14 protein-coding genes are annotated in these 16,701 nt (G+C 51.5%); 11 read left to right on the plus strand and 3 right to left on the minus strand.

Annotated elements, in window-relative coordinates; genetic code table 11:
- On the plus strand, positions 1 to 451 hold a 451-nt coding region (locus C8N36_RS04345; protein ID WP_110767807.1), incomplete at its 5' end, for an IS5 family transposase.
- Positions 452 to 735: 284 nt separating this feature from the next.
- Here the strand turns inward: C8N36_RS04345 and C8N36_RS04350 are convergent.
- Together C8N36_RS04350 and C8N36_RS04355 are read right to left on the minus strand one after the other, a co-directional pair.
- The gene (locus C8N36_RS04350) at positions 736 to 1,875 is read right to left on the minus strand and encodes an HNH endonuclease (RefSeq protein ID WP_097804900.1); all 1,140 of its coding nucleotides are present in this window, start codon (positions 1,873 to 1,875) and stop codon (positions 736 to 738) included.
- Positions 1,876 to 2,121 carry a MazG-like family protein gene (locus C8N36_RS04355; protein WP_245910733.1) on the minus strand — a complete coding sequence of 82 codons (246 nt, stop codon included), beginning with the start codon at positions 2,119 to 2,121 and terminating at the stop codon, positions 1,876 to 1,878.
- Positions 2,122 to 2,791: 670 nt separating this feature from the next.
- On the opposite strand from C8N36_RS04355, the gene C8N36_RS04360 reads away from it, so the two are divergent.
- The 3 genes from C8N36_RS04360 to C8N36_RS04375 all read left to right on the plus strand — a co-directional run bounded on the left by C8N36_RS04360 (position 2,792) and on the right by C8N36_RS04375 (position 6,981).
- Positions 2,792 to 4,186, plus strand: a complete 1,395-nt coding sequence (locus tag C8N36_RS04360) for a hypothetical protein (RefSeq protein ID WP_170125800.1) — start codon at positions 2,792 to 2,794, stop codon at positions 4,184 to 4,186.
- Between the two features lie 1,466 nt (positions 4,187 to 5,652).
- A complete protein-coding gene (locus C8N36_RS04365) occupies positions 5,653 to 6,060 on the plus strand; it encodes a hypothetical protein (RefSeq protein WP_141468083.1) in 408 nt (135 codons plus the stop codon).
- 354 nt (positions 6,061 to 6,414) lie between these two features.
- A complete protein-coding gene (locus tag C8N36_RS04375; RefSeq protein WP_097804924.1) occupies positions 6,415 to 6,981 on the plus strand; it encodes a recombinase family protein in 567 nt (188 codons plus the stop codon).
- Positions 6,982 to 7,330: 349 nt separating this feature from the next.
- On the opposite strand, the gene C8N36_RS04380 is transcribed toward C8N36_RS04375, so the two are convergent.
- Positions 7,331 to 8,254, minus strand: coding sequence for a hypothetical protein (locus C8N36_RS04380; RefSeq protein WP_097804895.1), 924 nt, complete (start codon positions 8,252 to 8,254; stop codon positions 7,331 to 7,333).
- Between the two features lie 843 nt (positions 8,255 to 9,097).
- On the opposite strand from C8N36_RS04380, the gene C8N36_RS04385 reads away from it, so the two are divergent.
- From C8N36_RS04385 to C8N36_RS04420, 7 genes are all read left to right on the plus strand, one after another.
- Positions 9,098 to 9,796, plus strand: coding sequence for a TetR/AcrR family transcriptional regulator (locus tag C8N36_RS04385; protein ID WP_170125801.1), 699 nt, complete (start codon positions 9,098 to 9,100; stop codon positions 9,794 to 9,796).
- Positions 9,797 to 9,862: 66 nt separating this feature from the next.
- Positions 9,863 to 10,894 (plus strand): DUF1214 domain-containing protein, encoded by a 1,032-nt coding sequence (locus C8N36_RS04390; RefSeq protein WP_211318223.1) that lies wholly within the window; start codon positions 9,863 to 9,865, stop codon positions 10,892 to 10,894.
- An 84-nt stretch (positions 10,895 to 10,978) separates the two neighbouring features.
- Positions 10,979 to 12,028 carry an alpha/beta hydrolase gene (locus C8N36_RS04395; protein ID WP_097804892.1) on the plus strand — a complete coding sequence of 350 codons (1,050 nt, stop codon included), beginning with the start codon at positions 10,979 to 10,981 and terminating at the stop codon, positions 12,026 to 12,028.
- 347 nt (positions 12,029 to 12,375) lie between these two features.
- Entirely contained in the window at positions 12,376 to 13,491 is a 1,116-nt protein-coding gene (locus tag C8N36_RS04400) for an alpha/beta hydrolase (RefSeq protein ID WP_097804891.1), read from the plus strand.
- A 732-nt stretch (positions 13,492 to 14,223) separates the two neighbouring features.
- Positions 14,224 to 14,865 carry a PEBP family protein gene (locus C8N36_RS04410; RefSeq protein WP_170125802.1) on the plus strand — a complete coding sequence of 214 codons (642 nt, stop codon included), beginning with the start codon at positions 14,224 to 14,226 and terminating at the stop codon, positions 14,863 to 14,865.
- Positions 14,866 to 14,887: 22 nt separating this feature from the next.
- Positions 14,888 to 15,850, plus strand: coding sequence for a YHYH protein (locus tag C8N36_RS04415; protein ID WP_097804889.1), 963 nt, complete (start codon positions 14,888 to 14,890; stop codon positions 15,848 to 15,850).
- Entirely contained in the window at positions 15,847 to 16,401 is a 555-nt protein-coding gene (locus tag C8N36_RS04420; protein ID WP_170125803.1) for a YbhB/YbcL family Raf kinase inhibitor-like protein, read from the plus strand. Before C8N36_RS04415 ends, C8N36_RS04420 begins: the two co-directional genes overlap by 4 nt.
- Positions 16,402 to 16,701: the final 300 nt, after the last annotated feature.

Genomic DNA, 16,701 nt, shown 5'->3' on the forward strand with positions numbered 1-16,701 from the left:
GAGAGGGGAAGTCACGACCAACACTGTGGGTGACGCGCCCATGTTACCTGAGTTGTTAAACCAAATCCCCGACGATCAGGACATCGGCTCTGTGACCGCAGACGGGGCCTACGACACCCGCAAATGCCATGATGCGATTGCCGCGCGTGGTGCCCATGCCGTCATACCGCCGCGCAGGAATGCCAAGCCTTGGAAACCTACAAGCGCGGGAGCGATCGCCCGCAACGAAGCCGTCAATGCATCGAGATATTTAGGACGAGCACTATGGCGACAATGGAGCGGATACCACCGACGAAGCCGCGTCGAAACGAAGATGCATTGCGTGAAACTGATGGGCCAGAGCCTCATGGCGAGAGACTTTGAGCGGCAAGTCGCGGAAGTGCAAATCCGCATCGCAGTCCTTAACCGCTACACCGCTTTGGGCATACCAGTCACTGAGCCTGTAGGCTAAATCCGGATGGGGAAAGGGGAAGCTCGCCTTTCATCCGATTTGTGCAACAAAGCCGGAATGTGTGGCAGGCTATGTGGCAGTACTATAAATTTCCAAGCTTCCAAGAACTAAGTCATTGAAAGTAAATGGAGGCGAGTACCGGAATCGAACCGGTGTGGACGGATTTGCAATCCCAAGGACCTCACTGTTTCTATTGGATGAATTTGTAAAATGAACTGCGAAGTACCTATAAGGTGTCAGTCGGTTAGCCTGTCAAAGTAAAACGTGAAGACGGTGCGCGAGCTTCATAGTTTTTCTGAATTTCCAACCCTTGTAGCGAAATAGCGGTGGGAAAGCGCTAACTGGCTAGGCCGCTCCGCTTCCTTTGTCGGCACGAAAATCCGCTTGTCATGGTAGTTCCAATACGGAGTTGACGCGAGGCTCGGTGACAATTCCACTTTACCTGTCTCTGGGTGGATTTTGAGAAGATGCAGATCGAATAGTGTATGCAGGTCGGTTCGGAGCAATATTCCATTTGTGATGTCGTTAGTTTCGTCACCCAAGTAAGGGGTAACATGGGCGGCTTCGAGTACAGCCTCGACCTCGATTTTGCTGATTGCGCAAGCGCCGTCGTATGCCTTCAGCAGCGCTTGCCGGAACTTCTTTTGCCCCCGCCTTTGGGCGATCTGTCTCAAGACTCTATTTCGTGAGTCGACAGTGTCGGTTGGATCGAAATCTACCTTATCGGTGATCTTGTTGAGTTCAGTTTGAGCCGTTACGACTTGCGTGTCCCGTGCCGTTGGCTCACACCCCATGAGAACGGGATAAAACAATCCAACTACTCGACTGAGCTCTCGACCCAAATCGAGGGCGGGCAGCGCTTCCAGCGTGCTCCATTCGTCGAAACCTTCATCGCCGTCAGAAAGACGGGCCTTTGTATTGTAGTGCCATCTCCCATCAAGCTCTAAGTCTCGCGAAAGTTGAACTGTTCGTTCGTCATTTGACAAAGGTAGCTTTCGATTGATCATCGGAACGATAGTTCTGTTGCGATGTTTGACGGACAGGTCGTGGTAATCGTCTTCGTTGATGCTAATGGCGAACCCCACTTCGAGCCCACGTTCGGACGCGATCGCGTATATCTGCGGCATGCGTGCGAATTCTTCGGATCCAGCTCCGCAGATTGAAACCCAAACATCAACTGGGCGGTGGCCACGTGAGCCGTATTGCGGAGAATAGTTCATCGATTTGATCTCGACGGACTCAGGTTTGGTCAGGTTCGCTTGAGCTGCTTCCGCAGCACCCATCAACTCTTGATAAATGAGCGTATACTTCTCCTTATCTCGCTCAGGCAGAACCCCGGGGTTGTTTTTGCTCCCGAAAGCATTTGTCGGTGCGTCTTTCCAACGTGAAAAAACTTCGAATGCTGATGGATCGGTGCTTAGCATTCAATCCTCCCCTCCCGGTTTGGCAACTCCACGGCTAGCCGACACAGGAAAACGCTCTTCGTTGAGATCAATCTTCTTGTTCGTCGCATCGACGAGGTCGATCCCGGTGCTGTCACACAGTAAGAGTAGGTACGAGAAAACGTCAGCGACTTCGCTCTCAAGCTTTTGCTTCAAAGCGCCGTCGAGTTCAGCGTCTTCGCGCCGCCACTGAAAAAGCTCCAGAAGTTCTGCGGCTTCCACAGACACTGACAAGGCCAGATCCTTAGGCGTATGAAACTGTGCCCAGTCGCGATTGTCTCGGAAGGCTCTCAGCCGCGCTATTAGTGTCTTAATTGTTAGATCCATAAAATGAGTTGGGCTACATTATCAAAATGAACCCAGTAGGGTAAAGCTATGCTGCATGAGCTTGCGAAACCCTGAAAGAAAACAAGAAGTGGTTGCTATTTCGCAAAACGGATTTAGTTCGACGATTAACAATCTCGACAATCCCTTCGCCAGTATTCGGTAGGGAAAGGTATATCTATAAATTTCATGTACTTATCAGATAGTGAATGGCTAATTATTGCAATGATTAACCGCAGCCAAGAGGCGTAAGATGTTATTTTTCTAGAGGTTGATACTGGAAATCAACTGGTGTACTCGGGTTTGCAATCTTAGTTACTATGCATATTTCGTGGGGTCTTTTTGTATGGTGAGCTACAGGGCGTATGTGCAGTATATTGGGGTGGTTGTTAATTTTTGAGCGAATTGGCCGCAAAAATTGAGCTGTGTGCCTAAAGGTGGCAAGCTAAAGTATCAGTCTAAGCGGCACCATTTCACACCTATTGACAAGATGTGAATAATTTTTCTACCATGAGCGCATAAAGCCCTACGATTTTCGATCTCCAGATTTTTTCTGACACCGTTGAGGTAAATGATGTTCTATTCTGTCCGCAGAATGTTTAAGCTTTTTTTCCATTTCACGGTGTTTTTATTCTCGGGATTGGCGACGCAAGCAGATACACTAGATGGCAGCTCCATTTTTAGTTTCAACAAATCGATAGAAGAAATAACAAGCAAGCTTTCCGCTGAAGAGAACTTCCATTTCGAAGCGGGAATTTATCACATCCTCTTTAGTGACGAAAAGTACAATGGCATTCCTCCAAGGTTCTTGCCTGTGTACCTCAAGCAAGCGTTTGTTTCATCATTGGAGAAATTAGATGGTTTATACTTTGCGACGGTCATAGAGACTGGAAAAGCAAATTTGCTACATCCTGAATTTTTGGACTCAATGCTTTCTGTAGGGAAAATGGGAAATGCAGAAAAACTGTTGATTGAAGCTATAGAGGATGATCCCAAGCGCGCGTCCGCGCTTTTAAGAGACATCTCAGGAAAGTATGTAAGGGCAGAATGTGACGAAGCTTTTTTCGATTCCCCAGTTTTTTCTAGTGACCCATATCTAAAACTTTTTCCGGAAGGTTCTGAGAACAATGCCTCCACGCTTGTTGAGTACTTAACAAAGCCTCGCGGGAGCGTGCCAGATCAGAAGCTAGAAAAGTTGGAAATTCTAGGCTTACCACCGACAACCTTTTTGTCTCATGAACCTCAAGTTAATTTTTGGCGTTCTCGAAACTCCTTAGGGCAAGGGGTATATCAGTTGACGATTTCAACAAATTTAACTTTCGGCAAAAACTACTTTAAGTGGTTGGCCATGAGTTTAACGGAAAAACATATTCCAGAAAGCACTTGCGAACGTAGATACAAAGACCATAACGATTATCTCATGTCAGTTAATGGGGCTGACATACAAATAGACAACACTTTTACTACAGAGATTTGGAAATGCGGAAGGATTGATTTGGGCATTGGATCGAAAGGCTTCAAAACGAAAATTGGCAAGACTACCTCAAGCCAAACTTTTTCGATTTCCACTGAACTAGATCCTGATGAATACGTGCTAAATTTTGAGTTTTCCGCCGAAGACGAGAAACTTGGCGTGCTGGAAAATATCAACCAATCACTAGATTTCGGAATTGGAACGAGTCGCTTGAATGGATTGTCAAACGCATCGGGTCTAGATTGGAAACAAGTAGCAACAGCAACCCAATTTGACACGGTCCAGTCACTTAGAAATCGGAAAATGAGTTACATTGGAGGAGACGCGTCAGATCTTGCTTTATATGTTGAAGCAAAGCTGCTTAACCCATTGAACCTTTATGAAGCATGTGTCGCGGCTGAAGACATGGTTTCTGAAGGGCCATTTATTCTCCCTGCAAATATTCTAGTGGATGCGGTTTTTTTGTTCTCTGAAAAAGAAGGGAATCTAAGATGAGGTTGATAGCAAATCGCTTGGCCTTCACGTTTATATTAGTTTGCGCTTTAACTGGCTGTTTTGATGGTGAATTTGGCGATTCATTGGTTCAAAAAGTTAGAATTGACTATCGCACTGACAGTCAGCCAAGTTGTGGCTGTGGACAAAGCGTATACCTAGTAAACCGCAGTGCTGAAAAGTCGATAGTCGAGGTTGGAATTGTCTCTTCTGGTGGTGGTTCACCTCGCAAGGACCGAACAATAATCAGAACTCTTCATGCTGGGGGGGAAACATTCATTGGATGCACGGCTAACACACCTCCAAGCGCTCCGATCTTATCGAATAGCTGTAGCTATAGGTCGATATACCGAATAAAAAATCAACGCAAGGCGTCAATCCGAAACCTTTTTCGACCAAGGATCGTTACCGTGGCGTCTACCGATACGGATCAGCTGAATTTTTCGTCGACGAATTCAAGCTATAGAGGAATATTGCCAAACTGCATTGACGAGTGTTCCTCTGGGAATTCTAGCAACGCGGCTTGTTTAAACCTTCAAAATGTCCAATCTGATGTCATGGGGCAGATAGATTGGTTGGCAACTTCCTTGTCGGAGCTTGCCCCTTCTGCTGGCGCAGTTTCTAAAGCGAGTATCATGGAGAAATTTGGAGTCGCAAATGATCCTTGCGAACGGAGTGATACCGTTGTTGACGGTGCTACACTCAAAAATAGAGGGATTGCTTGCCGTTTGGATAGTAGATTGAGTTCGCCTCGTGGCCCTTTGATTAGTACCATCCATATGGGCCCAACGGTATTTGCGAACCTTAGCGTAAACGAAGATAATTCTGTAACTGCGGTTTTTCGTGATGGTAGTGTTGCCGTTTCTTTTAGCGACCGAATACTCCACCAAGTGTTTGGCGGGGAAATTTTAGAAATTTCGTCGGGAAGTTTTGGAGTTATTGCTACCACGCCTTCCGGGTGTATTTCGCTCCGGCATCAGGATATTTAGAGTGGGTAAAATGAGTTGCGGCGGGCACCTGTAAATATTCCTTGGCTTGCCTACTATTTTCAAAATTCATTCTCAAACTGATAGTGCCCGCTTTAGGAAAAGCATCGCAAAAACGCCGAAACATTTCTGATGGCGATACAACTGGCCATTATCGAAGCGAGAACGTTGAGTTTGAATGACAGATTTCGAAGTGAACTCAATAAACGTTCCAGATGCCTCGCATCCGGAGTAACCTGAGCCCCAAGTTCCCTCCAGCCTTGCGTGGAGTCTTTGGGGTTAAACCTTTGACCTTAAGCGGCCATCATATCCTCTGGCTTTGAACAATCAGAATGTAATGTCCTTTTTTTGGATCGATTTTGAGAGTATCTGTAGCCCTCAAATCTCCACAATCTCGATCTATTAGCCTTAGAAGGGCAAATTTCGGCTCACAAATGAGCCTTGCCCGACGGCGATCATCGTTTTTAATCTGAGGATACGGAGTTGATAAAAGTAGTTTTGGTGATGACTGGTATTCTGGTCGCTGTCACAGCATTGGCTTACGCGATGACCGGTCTTGTGGCGCTCATTGTTTTGGCTATTGCGGCTTGGCCTTTCATTGTTGCGCTCTTTGCAGGGGCTCAACTCGTTCTTGCCGGTCAATACTACACTGCAGGTGCGGTGGTATTTGGAGGTTTGGTAGCACAGTTTCTTTGGACCGCGTTCCAAGGGCATTCTCAGCGGCGTAAGCAAGCTGAAGAGCTATACCGAATTCAATTTCGCCATAGGCAAGAACAGGAGCTGCTCGCTGCTCATGGTCGAGATTCTGAGAGGATCAGGGGTTGGGATGGAAAATCACAGCTCAAACTTGAAGTAACCCCGCTCCCAGAAGGCCTTGAACATCTGGGATAGAACGCCTCTTCATTTCGTTCGTTTTCGAGAGGGGTCGCCCAACGGCAGCGTGACCGTGTGGTCCACCCGACCGTCGATCTTGAAACTGTCTTTTGAAAACCGTTTTCTCATAACCCAGCTAACTAGCGTTTTGGAGGGCGGGGCGGCGACTGTTCGAGCTTTCTGGAATGGTTCGTGCTTTCAAGAAACGCGAACCTGTTATGATGCAGTTCCAACAGAATGCATCTGTCCGATTTGAGTATACTCAAATGAAACGCTTCGAATTGCAATTAGTGTGTCCTATTAGACTTGCCGAATCATTTTTCGGTCGCCATAACTTTGTGGGACAGACTAATAGGACACTTGGAGCAGATGATGGGTGAAATGATCGGGTATGCGCGAGTTTCCAGTCGTGGGCAGAATATGGAGCCTCAGATCGAAGCGCTGACGCGCGCAGGCGTAAGTTCGGAACACCTTTATCAGGAGAAAGTATCGGGAACGTCTCGCAGCGGTCGCGCTGAACTGGCCGCGCTTCTGCACAGGGGCATCCGCAAGGGCGATAGGCTAGTTGTCACTCGTCTAGATAGACTGGCAAGGTCGTTGCGCGATTTACAAAACATCGTCCACGATCTGAAAGAACGTGAAGTGGATTTGGTTGTCTTGGAGCAATCCATCGACACGAGCACTGCGGAAGGTCGTTTGTTCTTCAATATGCTGGGTGCTATCGGTGAATTTGAAACCGAGTTGCGAAAAGCTCGTCAGCGCGAAGGCATTGATGCGGCGCTAGCGAAGGGGACTAAAAGCCCATTCAAAGGACGTCCGTCGACAATAGATGCAGACCGGATTTCATCCCTGCGTCAGCAGGGGGTGACGCCGACTGCAATTGCAAAGGAATTGGGGATCGCTCGTTCGTCCGTTTATCGCTACCTCCATTCCGAGTGAGCCAAAGGACCCAACGGCCGGCTCTCCAAGCTAGTCCCTCAATGACCGCTCCCAGCCCCAAAGCGGCCCGGTGTTCGCAAGGCCTTCGCTTGTGCAGCATCTAAAAGGCGGGCGGATTGCGGACCTTGGCCGCATCTGCACGGCCGCTGCCTCAGTTTGAGGAAAGCTGCCATTCAGAAGCACGAATTCTTGCCACAAAGATCGGCCGTGCGCAGGAAGTAGCAGGAAGTAGGCAGTGAAAAGTTGAAGCGCGGCAAGCGGTCGAACTCTTTGGGCGCTTTTATCTCAAGGGGATGGCCCCCAAGGTTAAGTGGGCACCAAATGTTTAGTCGTTCAAGAACGGGTGGCTTCATACAAGACTGTCCGCAAAAATTTCTGACGTCGCCTGCAACCAAATCTTAGCCTTTTCGCATTGCCACAGTGCGGCTCTCTCCCAGTTCTCGGACTTTGTGGTGTCAATCTTCAAGAAGCAAACTGGATGTGAAGACGCGGTCGCATCTTTCATTTCTCCGCCTACCAGCTCCTTGAAGCGATCTGACTCAGCCTCGAACCGCTCAAAAACGTCAGCGGGCGTGCTTCCTCTCGGGCCACGAAGGAAGAGCCCTACGCCGTCAATAGCGATGTAGATACTGATAACGAAGCATGACACATCGTCAGGCACCAACCACTGACTAGAAGATCCATTCAGCGTGATCCCTTGGTCCTCCAACTCAGGGCATGTCGAAACTAGCTTGCTCCAATATGCTTGCCTTTGGGAGGCACGCGGCGATTGAGTTCTATTCTCCCTTTGAACCGCATGCATTTGCCGTTCCCAATTATTTGGGCGTTCGAGAACCTCGAACATTGGAGCAGGGTCACTTTCGCCAATACGAACCACACGAAGACGGACAGCGAAGAACGCGAATGGATCTACGGTGTGCTCATTCAACCACTTCAGTGCCGCTAGATGTGGTTCGGAAAAGTCTGTAGCAATCCAAACGATGATCTGTGCGTCAGTTCCGGCGAGGTAGGTCATCACCTGACCAAGGTGCCCGTGATTGGACTTCTCAAGTTGGTTCTCGATCAGGACGACCCGATCATCTTGTGGACATCTTGCGACAATATCTGCGAAGTAACCTCCGACTGAAGTCTCCTTACTCTCGAACTCGAGTTGGATGCCAAGTTCTTCGCCAAGGACGGAGAGATTTTCAGCTAACCAAGGCGTGAAATCGATTGCTTCGTGAGACCATGCTTCCCTTGGGGGAATATCTGTAAGAAGTCCAATATTGCTCATGTCAAATCTGCTCTCTCCATAATCTACTTGCCAGTCATAGCTCACGACCACCAATCGCGCATGCACTGTTCAGTGAAACCATAGCAGTCAGCACCCGATACGCCACTATCGTCGAAACGACCCATACAGTCGCAAGCTGGCCTCAATCTTCCCTACATCGCGATAAATGCGCAGTTTTTGTCTAGAAAAAGTGATCGCGAACCGATTAGGCAAGAGCTTTCTACTCCGACTACACATTGTATTTCGACAAAATTGGGCGGAGAGCTGCCGTTAGCTGCACCTGCAAAAGCGCCGGAACGGAGACGTCAAAGCAGCCGTTCAAACCCATCCAGAGCTGATCCCACATGCCGCGCTCCGCACCAAGGTCAGCAAAGTGCAGTTAGTGAACTTTGCAAAGTGGTGGTGACTTCCCGATAGCAGACCTTCACGCGATGCGCGGCGAATTCGGACACTGAGCCCAGAGCACCCGAATTGAAATCGCGTCCTTCGCTAACGCAGCAAACCGTTCGTCCTGACCAGTCTGATAATCTCGCCGCACGGTAGCTAAGAAAGTGGGCGTTTGCCGTCGGCGCAGCGAGGTCAGGGAGGCATATGACCGAGTGACGGGCTTTTCCGCCTTATGCGTGTGCCGAGAAGTTCGCCAGCACGGATCAATTGGGTCAGTGGCCCAGGTGCCGCACAGTTCCAGTTCGAACCGGCCGTTCCCTTGTTCGTAGCCGGTGATACATGCTCACCATATTGCAGCGCCAAAAGCTCGGGCACACGGATTTCGCTCACAAATCCGCTTTTTCCGCCCAAACGTCCTCCGGACGGATGCGGAAACAAAACTTGAAAAATGACGGCATGTCAGATAGAATAGATGCCATGTCAGAAATTGATCAAAAACTTGATCCGCCACTCATGAGGCCGCAAGCGTCGCTTCGGACCAGCAAGTCAGATCGCACACGTGCCGCCATCTTAAACGCTGCGCTGGAGTTCATCTGGGTGCACCCGTTTCGTGATCTGACCGTCAACAAACTGATGGCTTCCACAGGTCTTAGCCGCTCGGCCTTCTACCAGTACTTCCGAGACCTGCATGACCTTATGGAAAGCTTGTTGGATCTGCTGAAAGGCGAGGTTTACGTCGTCACGGACCCGTGGTTCGAAGGCGTAGGAGACCCAGTCGCGAGACTGAACGAATCCCTCGCCGGGCTGGTTGACGTCTGCTTTCGGCTAGGTCCGATCTTGCGGGCGGCCAGTGACGCATCGACCACCGACGCGACATTCGAAAGAGCCTGGGTTCAATTCATTGAACAGTTCGATGATGCCATCACGGCCCGCATCGAGGCGGATCAGGCGCAAGGTCTGATTCCTGAGTTAGACGCCCGCTTTATGGCGCTTACGCTGAATCGCCTAGATGTCTACACGCTTCTCAGGGCGTTTGGGCAGGAACCCAGGAGCAAGCCAGAAACGGTTCACGAAACTCTGGCGCGGGTCTGGATATCCACTCTGTACGGTAACAATTGGCTGGAGAGCGGATCCTCTGATCTGGTTCGAATATGAGACATCAGAGAAGTTGCGCGCACGTGTTTACGAAGAACCAACCGAAACAAAATGGAGGAAACGAAATTGAAACAGAAAACAAAGTCGGTGATATTTTCCGGTGTTTTCGCGCTGAGTGCCTGCGCAGCAGCATTCAGCTATGCGGCGGAGTCGGTTACGGTCGACAACTTTGTGAGAGCCGAGACCGACAGAACAATGGCGGCTTATGTGGCACAGGGCGGGTTCGGCCAGTTCTTTCACATTCGGGAGGTGGTGGCGATCGACAAGCAGGACGTGATCCGGATGCAGCGCGATACGCTGTACTCAATTGGGGTGTTCGATCTGACAAACCCGATTACGATAACGCTTCCGGAAAGCGACGGAAGGTACCTGTCGGCCCTGATCATCAACCAGGATCATTCGATGCTGCCGATGGAGTACGCCCCGGGCGAGTTTACGCTGACCCAGGATCTCATGGGAACCCGCTATGCGGTTGTCATTCTGAGAACGTTCGTCAACGCGAACGATCCGGCGGACGTCGCCGTCGGAGTTGAGCTGCAGGATGCCGTGACAATTGCGCAGGACGATCCCGGCGTATTCGAGGTGCCGGATTGGGATCTTGAACAGGTTGAGGCTTTGCGCACTGCGATCAACGTACTGGCCGCGACGAAAGAGGATACATCCGGGTATTTTGGTGACAAGAATGAACTCAATCCGATCGATCACTTGCTTGGGACGGCTTTCGGCTGGGGCGGCAACCCGAAGGAGGCGACGATCTATCTTAACGCGGTGCCCGCAACCAACGACGGTCAGACGCCGCACCGCATGGAGATCCCCAACAAAATCCCAATCAATGACGGCGGATTTGTCTCGATCACGATGTACAACGCGGAAGGATACATGCAGGAAAACGACCTTGGGATGTATTCGGTCAATAACGCGACCGCCGAGCGCAATGAGGACGGATCGGTCACGATCCATGCTGGCGGTTGCGATGATGGCCGGGTGAATTGCCTTCCGATCACCGAAGGCTGGAACTACATCGTGCGGATGTACAAGCCGGGACCGGAAATTATATCAGGTGAATACCAGTTCCCTGTGTTCGAACTGGTAGACTGAGCTAATTGCAGAGCAAATTAGCGGTCACGTCCGACCCACTGTGGTTCGGACGTGACCTCGGAACAGATAAGGAGTGAATTCGCCATGAAGCAATGCAACCGTCTACTCTTGCTCATAGCAAGTGTCGCCGCCGTCGCGCAAATCGCCACAGTATCCTTTGCTCAAGATGCTGATCCCCTGTGGGCGCACGCGCCAGAAACGATTTCTCCTGAATGGAGCGCAGTGCTATCCGCACTCGGCCAAGGGAGGGACGCGGCAGTGCCTTCCCCGGACGATGTGCAAGCGTGGCAAGCAGTGCAGGACGCCGACAGCACTGCGAAGATCAAAGCTGCGGCACCGTTCGTTGAGGCGTTCAACGGCACGCTTCGGGATATCACACTTGGCGGCGTCCCGACGGTCGAAGTCACACCTGACAAACTGGCACGCAACGACAAGATCGCAGTTTACCTACATGGTGGTGCCTATGTCTTCAACTCCGCCAGAGGTGCGATCACCTCGGCGATCCTACTTGCCAATGAAACGGGTCTGACGGTCATGTCCGTCGACTACACGCTTGCGCCACATGCCAAGTGGCAAGAAACAACCGATCAGGTCCTATCCGTCTTCGCCGCTCTTGATGAGCAAAACTTCGCGGCTACCGATATCGTGCTCTACGGCGACTCTGCGGGCGGCGGCCTCTCGGCCGGCAGCGTCTTGAAGATGCGTGATCAAGGCATGGAAATGCCCGCAGCATTGATTCTCTGGTCGCCTTGGACCGATATCTCCGAGACCGGGGATAGCTATGTGACGCTCCGGGATGCCGAGCCGTTCTTCACATACCGGGACGTCCTCGGTCCCTCGGCGCTGGCTTATGCCGATGCAACGGACCACCGGCACCCCTATGTCTCTCCGGTTTACGGTGACTTTACAAAGGGCTTCCCGCCAACGCTCATCCAGGGCGGCACCAAAGAGATTTTCCTCAGCAATTTTGTCAGGCTCTATCAGGCATTGGATCAGGCTGGGCAGACAGTGAAACTCGATCTTTATGAGGGGATGCCGCATGTCTTCATGGCGGCTTTGCCGGAATCGCCCGAGTCAAGAGTTGCCGTTAGAAAAGCAGGCGATTGGGTGTCCGAGCACTTGCTCGATGATTGAATTGAGCCCTAGGAAGCCAACTGTATCCAGACGTTGTCGGGGGGAAAGGCTGGTTTATTTCGCTGCGTCTTTATGGGCCGTTGGACACTTGGTTTGACCAGTGGCGACCCGGCGAAAAAGAACTGATGTATTAGGAGCACAGGGATCATGAAGAAACTTTCGCGAACTCTACAAGCCGTTCTGGTATCAGGATTTTCAATCTTTACCCTCGCACCGGCTTTTGCAGGGGGTCCCGCTGGAGGCTCTGGAGATCTGGCTCGAAATCCGTGTCTCGCCGAAGCCATCCAGCCAAAAGGTAAGATGAAAATGAGACGTTTGGCACTTCTGTTAGAAGAGAGAAATTGATTATGAAATCGAAATCCTGCGTTGCAAGATGGATATTCATATTGGTCGCGTCGTTCTCACTGGTATCCTGCTCCGCCCCACCGCAGTTGATAGGCATTGATAATCCCAAAGTCCCCGTCGCGTCGGTTGAAACAGCGGTCAAACAAAAAGTGTTCCTGATGACAACCCGGCAATCAACTGAAACCGTTGGTGCGCTTTTTTCTGATCGACGGGCTCCGGAACTGGGCTTGGCATCTGTTCAGGTTTCTATTCCACCTACGCATGTTGCAGGCGAATTGGAACGCCCCAAAAGGTTACCGCCAGACCCGAGAACTGAGTTTGCGGTCGTCGAGCCAACCATCTACGCGACTGACGCGGCGTTCATCGCATCTGTCAATCAGGAATTGCGCAAAATCCCAAGGGGGCAAAGAGACATTCTCCTCTTTGTGCACGGCTACAATAACACCACCAGTGATGCTGTTTTGAGGCTGGCTCAATTCGTCGAAGATAGTGGATTTCAAGGTGTCCCCATACTTTTTGATTGGGCGTCCGCTGCAAGCCTCACACGCTACGTTTATGACTTAAACAGCGCCTTGATCGCTCGGCAAAGGTTTCCCGAAATCAGCGCGATCATGGCCCGCACCAATGCAGAAGGGTACGACGTATTTGCACATTCCATGGGCGCTTTCCTGACGATGGAAGCGATGAAAGATGCAGCACAGACAGGTCGATTCAATGCTGCAGGACGGCTTCAGACAATCATATTGGCTTCGCCTGACATCGATAAGGATCTATTCCGGTCGCAACTGGAGCAAATAGACACCAAATTCGACCGATTTTTCGTCTTGTTATCTGAAGACGACAGCGCCCTGAACATTTCCCGCCGAATTGCAGGCGGTGTTCCGCGTGTCGGCGCATCCAATATCGATGAACTCGCCGCTCTTGGAGTTATCGCGATCGATTTGTCAAAAATAGGTAATTCCAGTTCTGGAAGTCACTCGAAGTTCGCGGGCTCGCCGGAGGTTGTGCAGTTGATTGGCAATGGTCTAAACGACAACAGTCGCTTTGACCGGAGTCAACGGGCCACTCAACTCGATGAGATTATTGGCGGAATTCCAGTTAGCATAGCTTTTCAGTGATGCGCATCGGCTCCTTCCATCTACATGCCGTTTATGCTGCCACTGGAGACAAAATGGTCGATAACTGTTCCTTGATCTTGATACGAGCCTCAGGCCACTTGGTCCGCAACTGAGACAACGGGCGCTGGCGCGGCGAAAGATTGGTTTGGGGGATTTGCGCTGCGCTGCCGCAAAGCATCTGTATGCGGGGCTTGCGTCGACGCGATGAAATTCGCTGCATCAGCATTAGGCCGGTTTGTCCCGCAAGGCAGTCATTCTGTTTTGCTCGTTGAAGGTCCGCTTTCCACAATCTGAAGGTTTCATCGAACTTCTGCTTTGGGCTGACACCGGTCATCCGACACCTGACCGTGCTCGTGTTTCGCTGCAGACCTGCTGCCGCGCCGCCGCAAGTCCGCTTGGAGCCCAATCTACCGATTTTCTGTTGTGCAGCGAAAGTCCGGTTCAGAGAAACCGACAAGTTGGCCCTCGAAAATCCAGCTCGGACCCGCCATTGACCATGCCTTCTGAATGCTGCGGCGCGGCCCGTCATTGCGGACATTCGTGCATCGTGCAGCATTATATCAGCTCAAACGTCGGTGTGCGGACAAAACTGCCGTTCGCGTTTCGATTGTCGACGGCTGCTTCTGGTTTTATAAACGCCCGATAATAAAAATCAAAAAATCAAGAATTCGTGCGACGGAACACGGCTGTTACGGGGTTTAATACTCGACAAGTCTATTAAGGAATCCCAAAATGAAGCCTATTCTCACCTCGCTGGCACTGCTGACCGTATCAGCACTCCCACTATCTGCCGAAACCCTGTCTGCCGATGTTTGGGCCGACAATTGGTTCGAGATGCGCATTGACGGTGAACAGGTCGCACAAGACAGCGTATCGATCACCACTGAGCGGTCGTTTAACGCCGAAAGCTTCACCTTCGAGGCCCAGCGTCCGTTTGTGATCGGTTTGGTCGCCAAAGACTTTAAAGAAAACGACACCGGGCTGGAATATATCGGGGCACGCAATCAGCAGATGGGCGATGGTGGCGTGATCTTGCAGATTATGGATGAAGCGGGCGAACGTGTGGCTGTCAGCAACGATGGCTGGCAGTGCCTTGTTATTCATTCAGCACCTTTGGATAAATCCTGTGAAGGATCATCCGATCCTGTTGCTGGAGAAGGGGCCTGTACGTTTGAGGCATCGGACGAACCCGACGGGTGGGATACGGCTGATTTTGATGCCTCCGACTGGCCACACGCCGATATCTATTCCGCAAGCGAAGTAGGGCCCAAAGACGGCTACGATGAAATCACTTGGGTGGACGGTGCCGAACTGATCTGGGGTCCTGATCTTGAACAAAGCAATACGGTGCTATGCCGCTTGACTGTCGAATAATCAATTATAAGGGAGTCTTAATATGGCTTTTTCAAAACCTATTGCTATCGCTGCCCTGACGGTAGTCTCTTTCCCGACATTTGCCCTCGCACACGAGGATCATTGCAGCGCGGTTGCGGCCTCGGTCGCGGAGGCAGGGTTTGACGGCGAGGTGGATGTGACCTGCACCGACAGCCATGCGATCCTGACGTCGGACACTTATCCCGACCACGACATGATGACTGGGATCGCCGGCACAAACGAACAAGTGCCAGTGCCCGCCCAGTACGGCGCACCCGTTATTCTGACACCAGTCCTGAGCGGCGTCCCCCTGACACGCGATGCGGCCTTGGGCGTCGCCATCAACGGTGTGCCGATTTATGACTACACCGGCGGTGGCGAGATGAGCCAAGCGGATCTTTCCCACCACCAAGCCCAACATGACACGCTGATCACAAAGCAGCTTGATGTCTGTGGCGGCCATGCGGGGCGCGGTGACGATTATCATTATCACGCCGAACCGGTTTGTATGATTGAGGCTATGGCGAATGCGGGCGATGCTGCGATCATCGGTTGGGCCTTTGACGGGTTCCCGATTTATGGCGATGCGAACCCAGATGGGTCTGTGATTGCGGACGGTACGCTGGACGTTTGCAATGGTCAGGCCGATGACACCTTTGGTTACCGCTATCATACGTCGCCTGATGCGCCCTACATCGTGCAATGCCTGATGGGTGAAGTCCCTGACTTTGACGCACTGCCACGTGTGCGCCCGCTGTCTGTGGCGACAGGCGGTGGTGCTGCACCGGGTCGCCCGCCGAGCGGCGGGGTTGAAGACCTTGTGTTCACGCAGAACGACGATGGTAGTCGCAGCATGGATTATACCTACGGAGGGAATGCGTATTTCATCCGTTATGCCCCTGCGGATACCAACGGCTGCTACGTGTTTACGACCCAAACAGTCACCAACGACGGTGAACTGATGACGGGTGAGTTCTGTCGTTGAACCGGCATGGGGGCATATGCGCCATAGCATCAATCTGCGCGTCACTGGCAACCGCCAGCGTCGCGCAGGACAGCTTCACCCTTTCAAGTGCTGAAATTGCGGACGGGGGTATTCTCCCTGCGGCCCTTAAATGCACACGCGATGGTGGCGATGGTGTATCGCCTCCGCTGGCGTGGTCGGACGTTCCTGCTGGGACTGAAAGTCTTGCGGTGATCATGCACCACTATCCAAGAGGCGCAGTGGCTGGTCGTGATACCCCCAGTCAGTACTGGCTGTTGTGGAACATCCCACCAAACACGTCCGAACTCGAACGTGCCAACCCAGCGTCAATTGGCGATGAAGGTGCTGACAAAGACGAACGGAACACGGGATATACCCCCCCGTGTTCACCAGCAGGGTCCGTACACGAATACACAATCACTGTTTTTGCATTGGATGCGCCACTCACCAGCCTACCCGAAAACGACGACATTTCCGTCGATTGGGAAACGTTGACTGCGGCCATGGCTGGCAAAGTGATCACGAGTTCACAAATCAGCTTTAAGAATTAGAAAATTCTTGCTATCGGGCCCATGTCAAACCGCTCCAAAGCTGCCGTTCGTTGCGGCGCAGAAGAATTGCAATATGGGCTCTTAGCAGTCATCCGACAGTTTTTGTCGGGATCGTTGTACGTTATCGTGGCTTAAACGTCGGTGTGCGGACAAACCAGACCTATGCAGGTGCAGCTATTGCTGGCGCAGCATTCTCACGCACTTGCAGCGTCGCGCATTTGGCAGCGCAGCGGATTTCACCAGAGCGGCTATTGAGAGGGTTAAAATTGGGCGCTCTCAAATCACTCTTTCGCCGCGCAC

It is taken from the genome of Pelagimonas varians, assembly GCF_003208435.1.
GTDB classification, from domain to species: domain Bacteria; phylum Pseudomonadota; class Alphaproteobacteria; order Rhodobacterales; family Rhodobacteraceae; genus Pelagimonas; species Pelagimonas varians.

Coding starts and splice junctions, on each gene's coding strand:
- C8N36_RS04350 (WP_097804900.1), bottom strand. CDS start 1,875: ATGCTAAGCACCGATCCATCAGCATTCGAAGTTTTTTCACGTTGGAAA.
- C8N36_RS04360 (WP_170125800.1), top strand. CDS start 2,792: ATGTTCTATTCTGTCCGCAGAATGTTTAAGCTTTTTTTCCATTTCACG.
- C8N36_RS04375 (WP_097804924.1), top strand. CDS start 6,415: ATGGGTGAAATGATCGGGTATGCGCGAGTTTCCAGTCGTGGGCAGAAT.
- C8N36_RS04380 (WP_097804895.1), bottom strand. CDS start 8,254: ATGAGCAATATTGGACTTCTTACAGATATTCCCCCAAGGGAAGCATGG.
- C8N36_RS04385 (WP_170125801.1), top strand. CDS start 9,098: ATGTCAGATAGAATAGATGCCATGTCAGAAATTGATCAAAAACTTGAT.
- C8N36_RS04395 (WP_097804892.1), top strand. CDS start 10,979: ATGAAGCAATGCAACCGTCTACTCTTGCTCATAGCAAGTGTCGCCGCC.
- C8N36_RS04400 (WP_097804891.1), top strand. CDS start 12,376: ATGAAATCGAAATCCTGCGTTGCAAGATGGATATTCATATTGGTCGCG.
- C8N36_RS04410 (WP_170125802.1), top strand. CDS start 14,224: ATGAAGCCTATTCTCACCTCGCTGGCACTGCTGACCGTATCAGCACTC.
- C8N36_RS04415 (WP_097804889.1), top strand. CDS start 14,888: ATGGCTTTTTCAAAACCTATTGCTATCGCTGCCCTGACGGTAGTCTCT.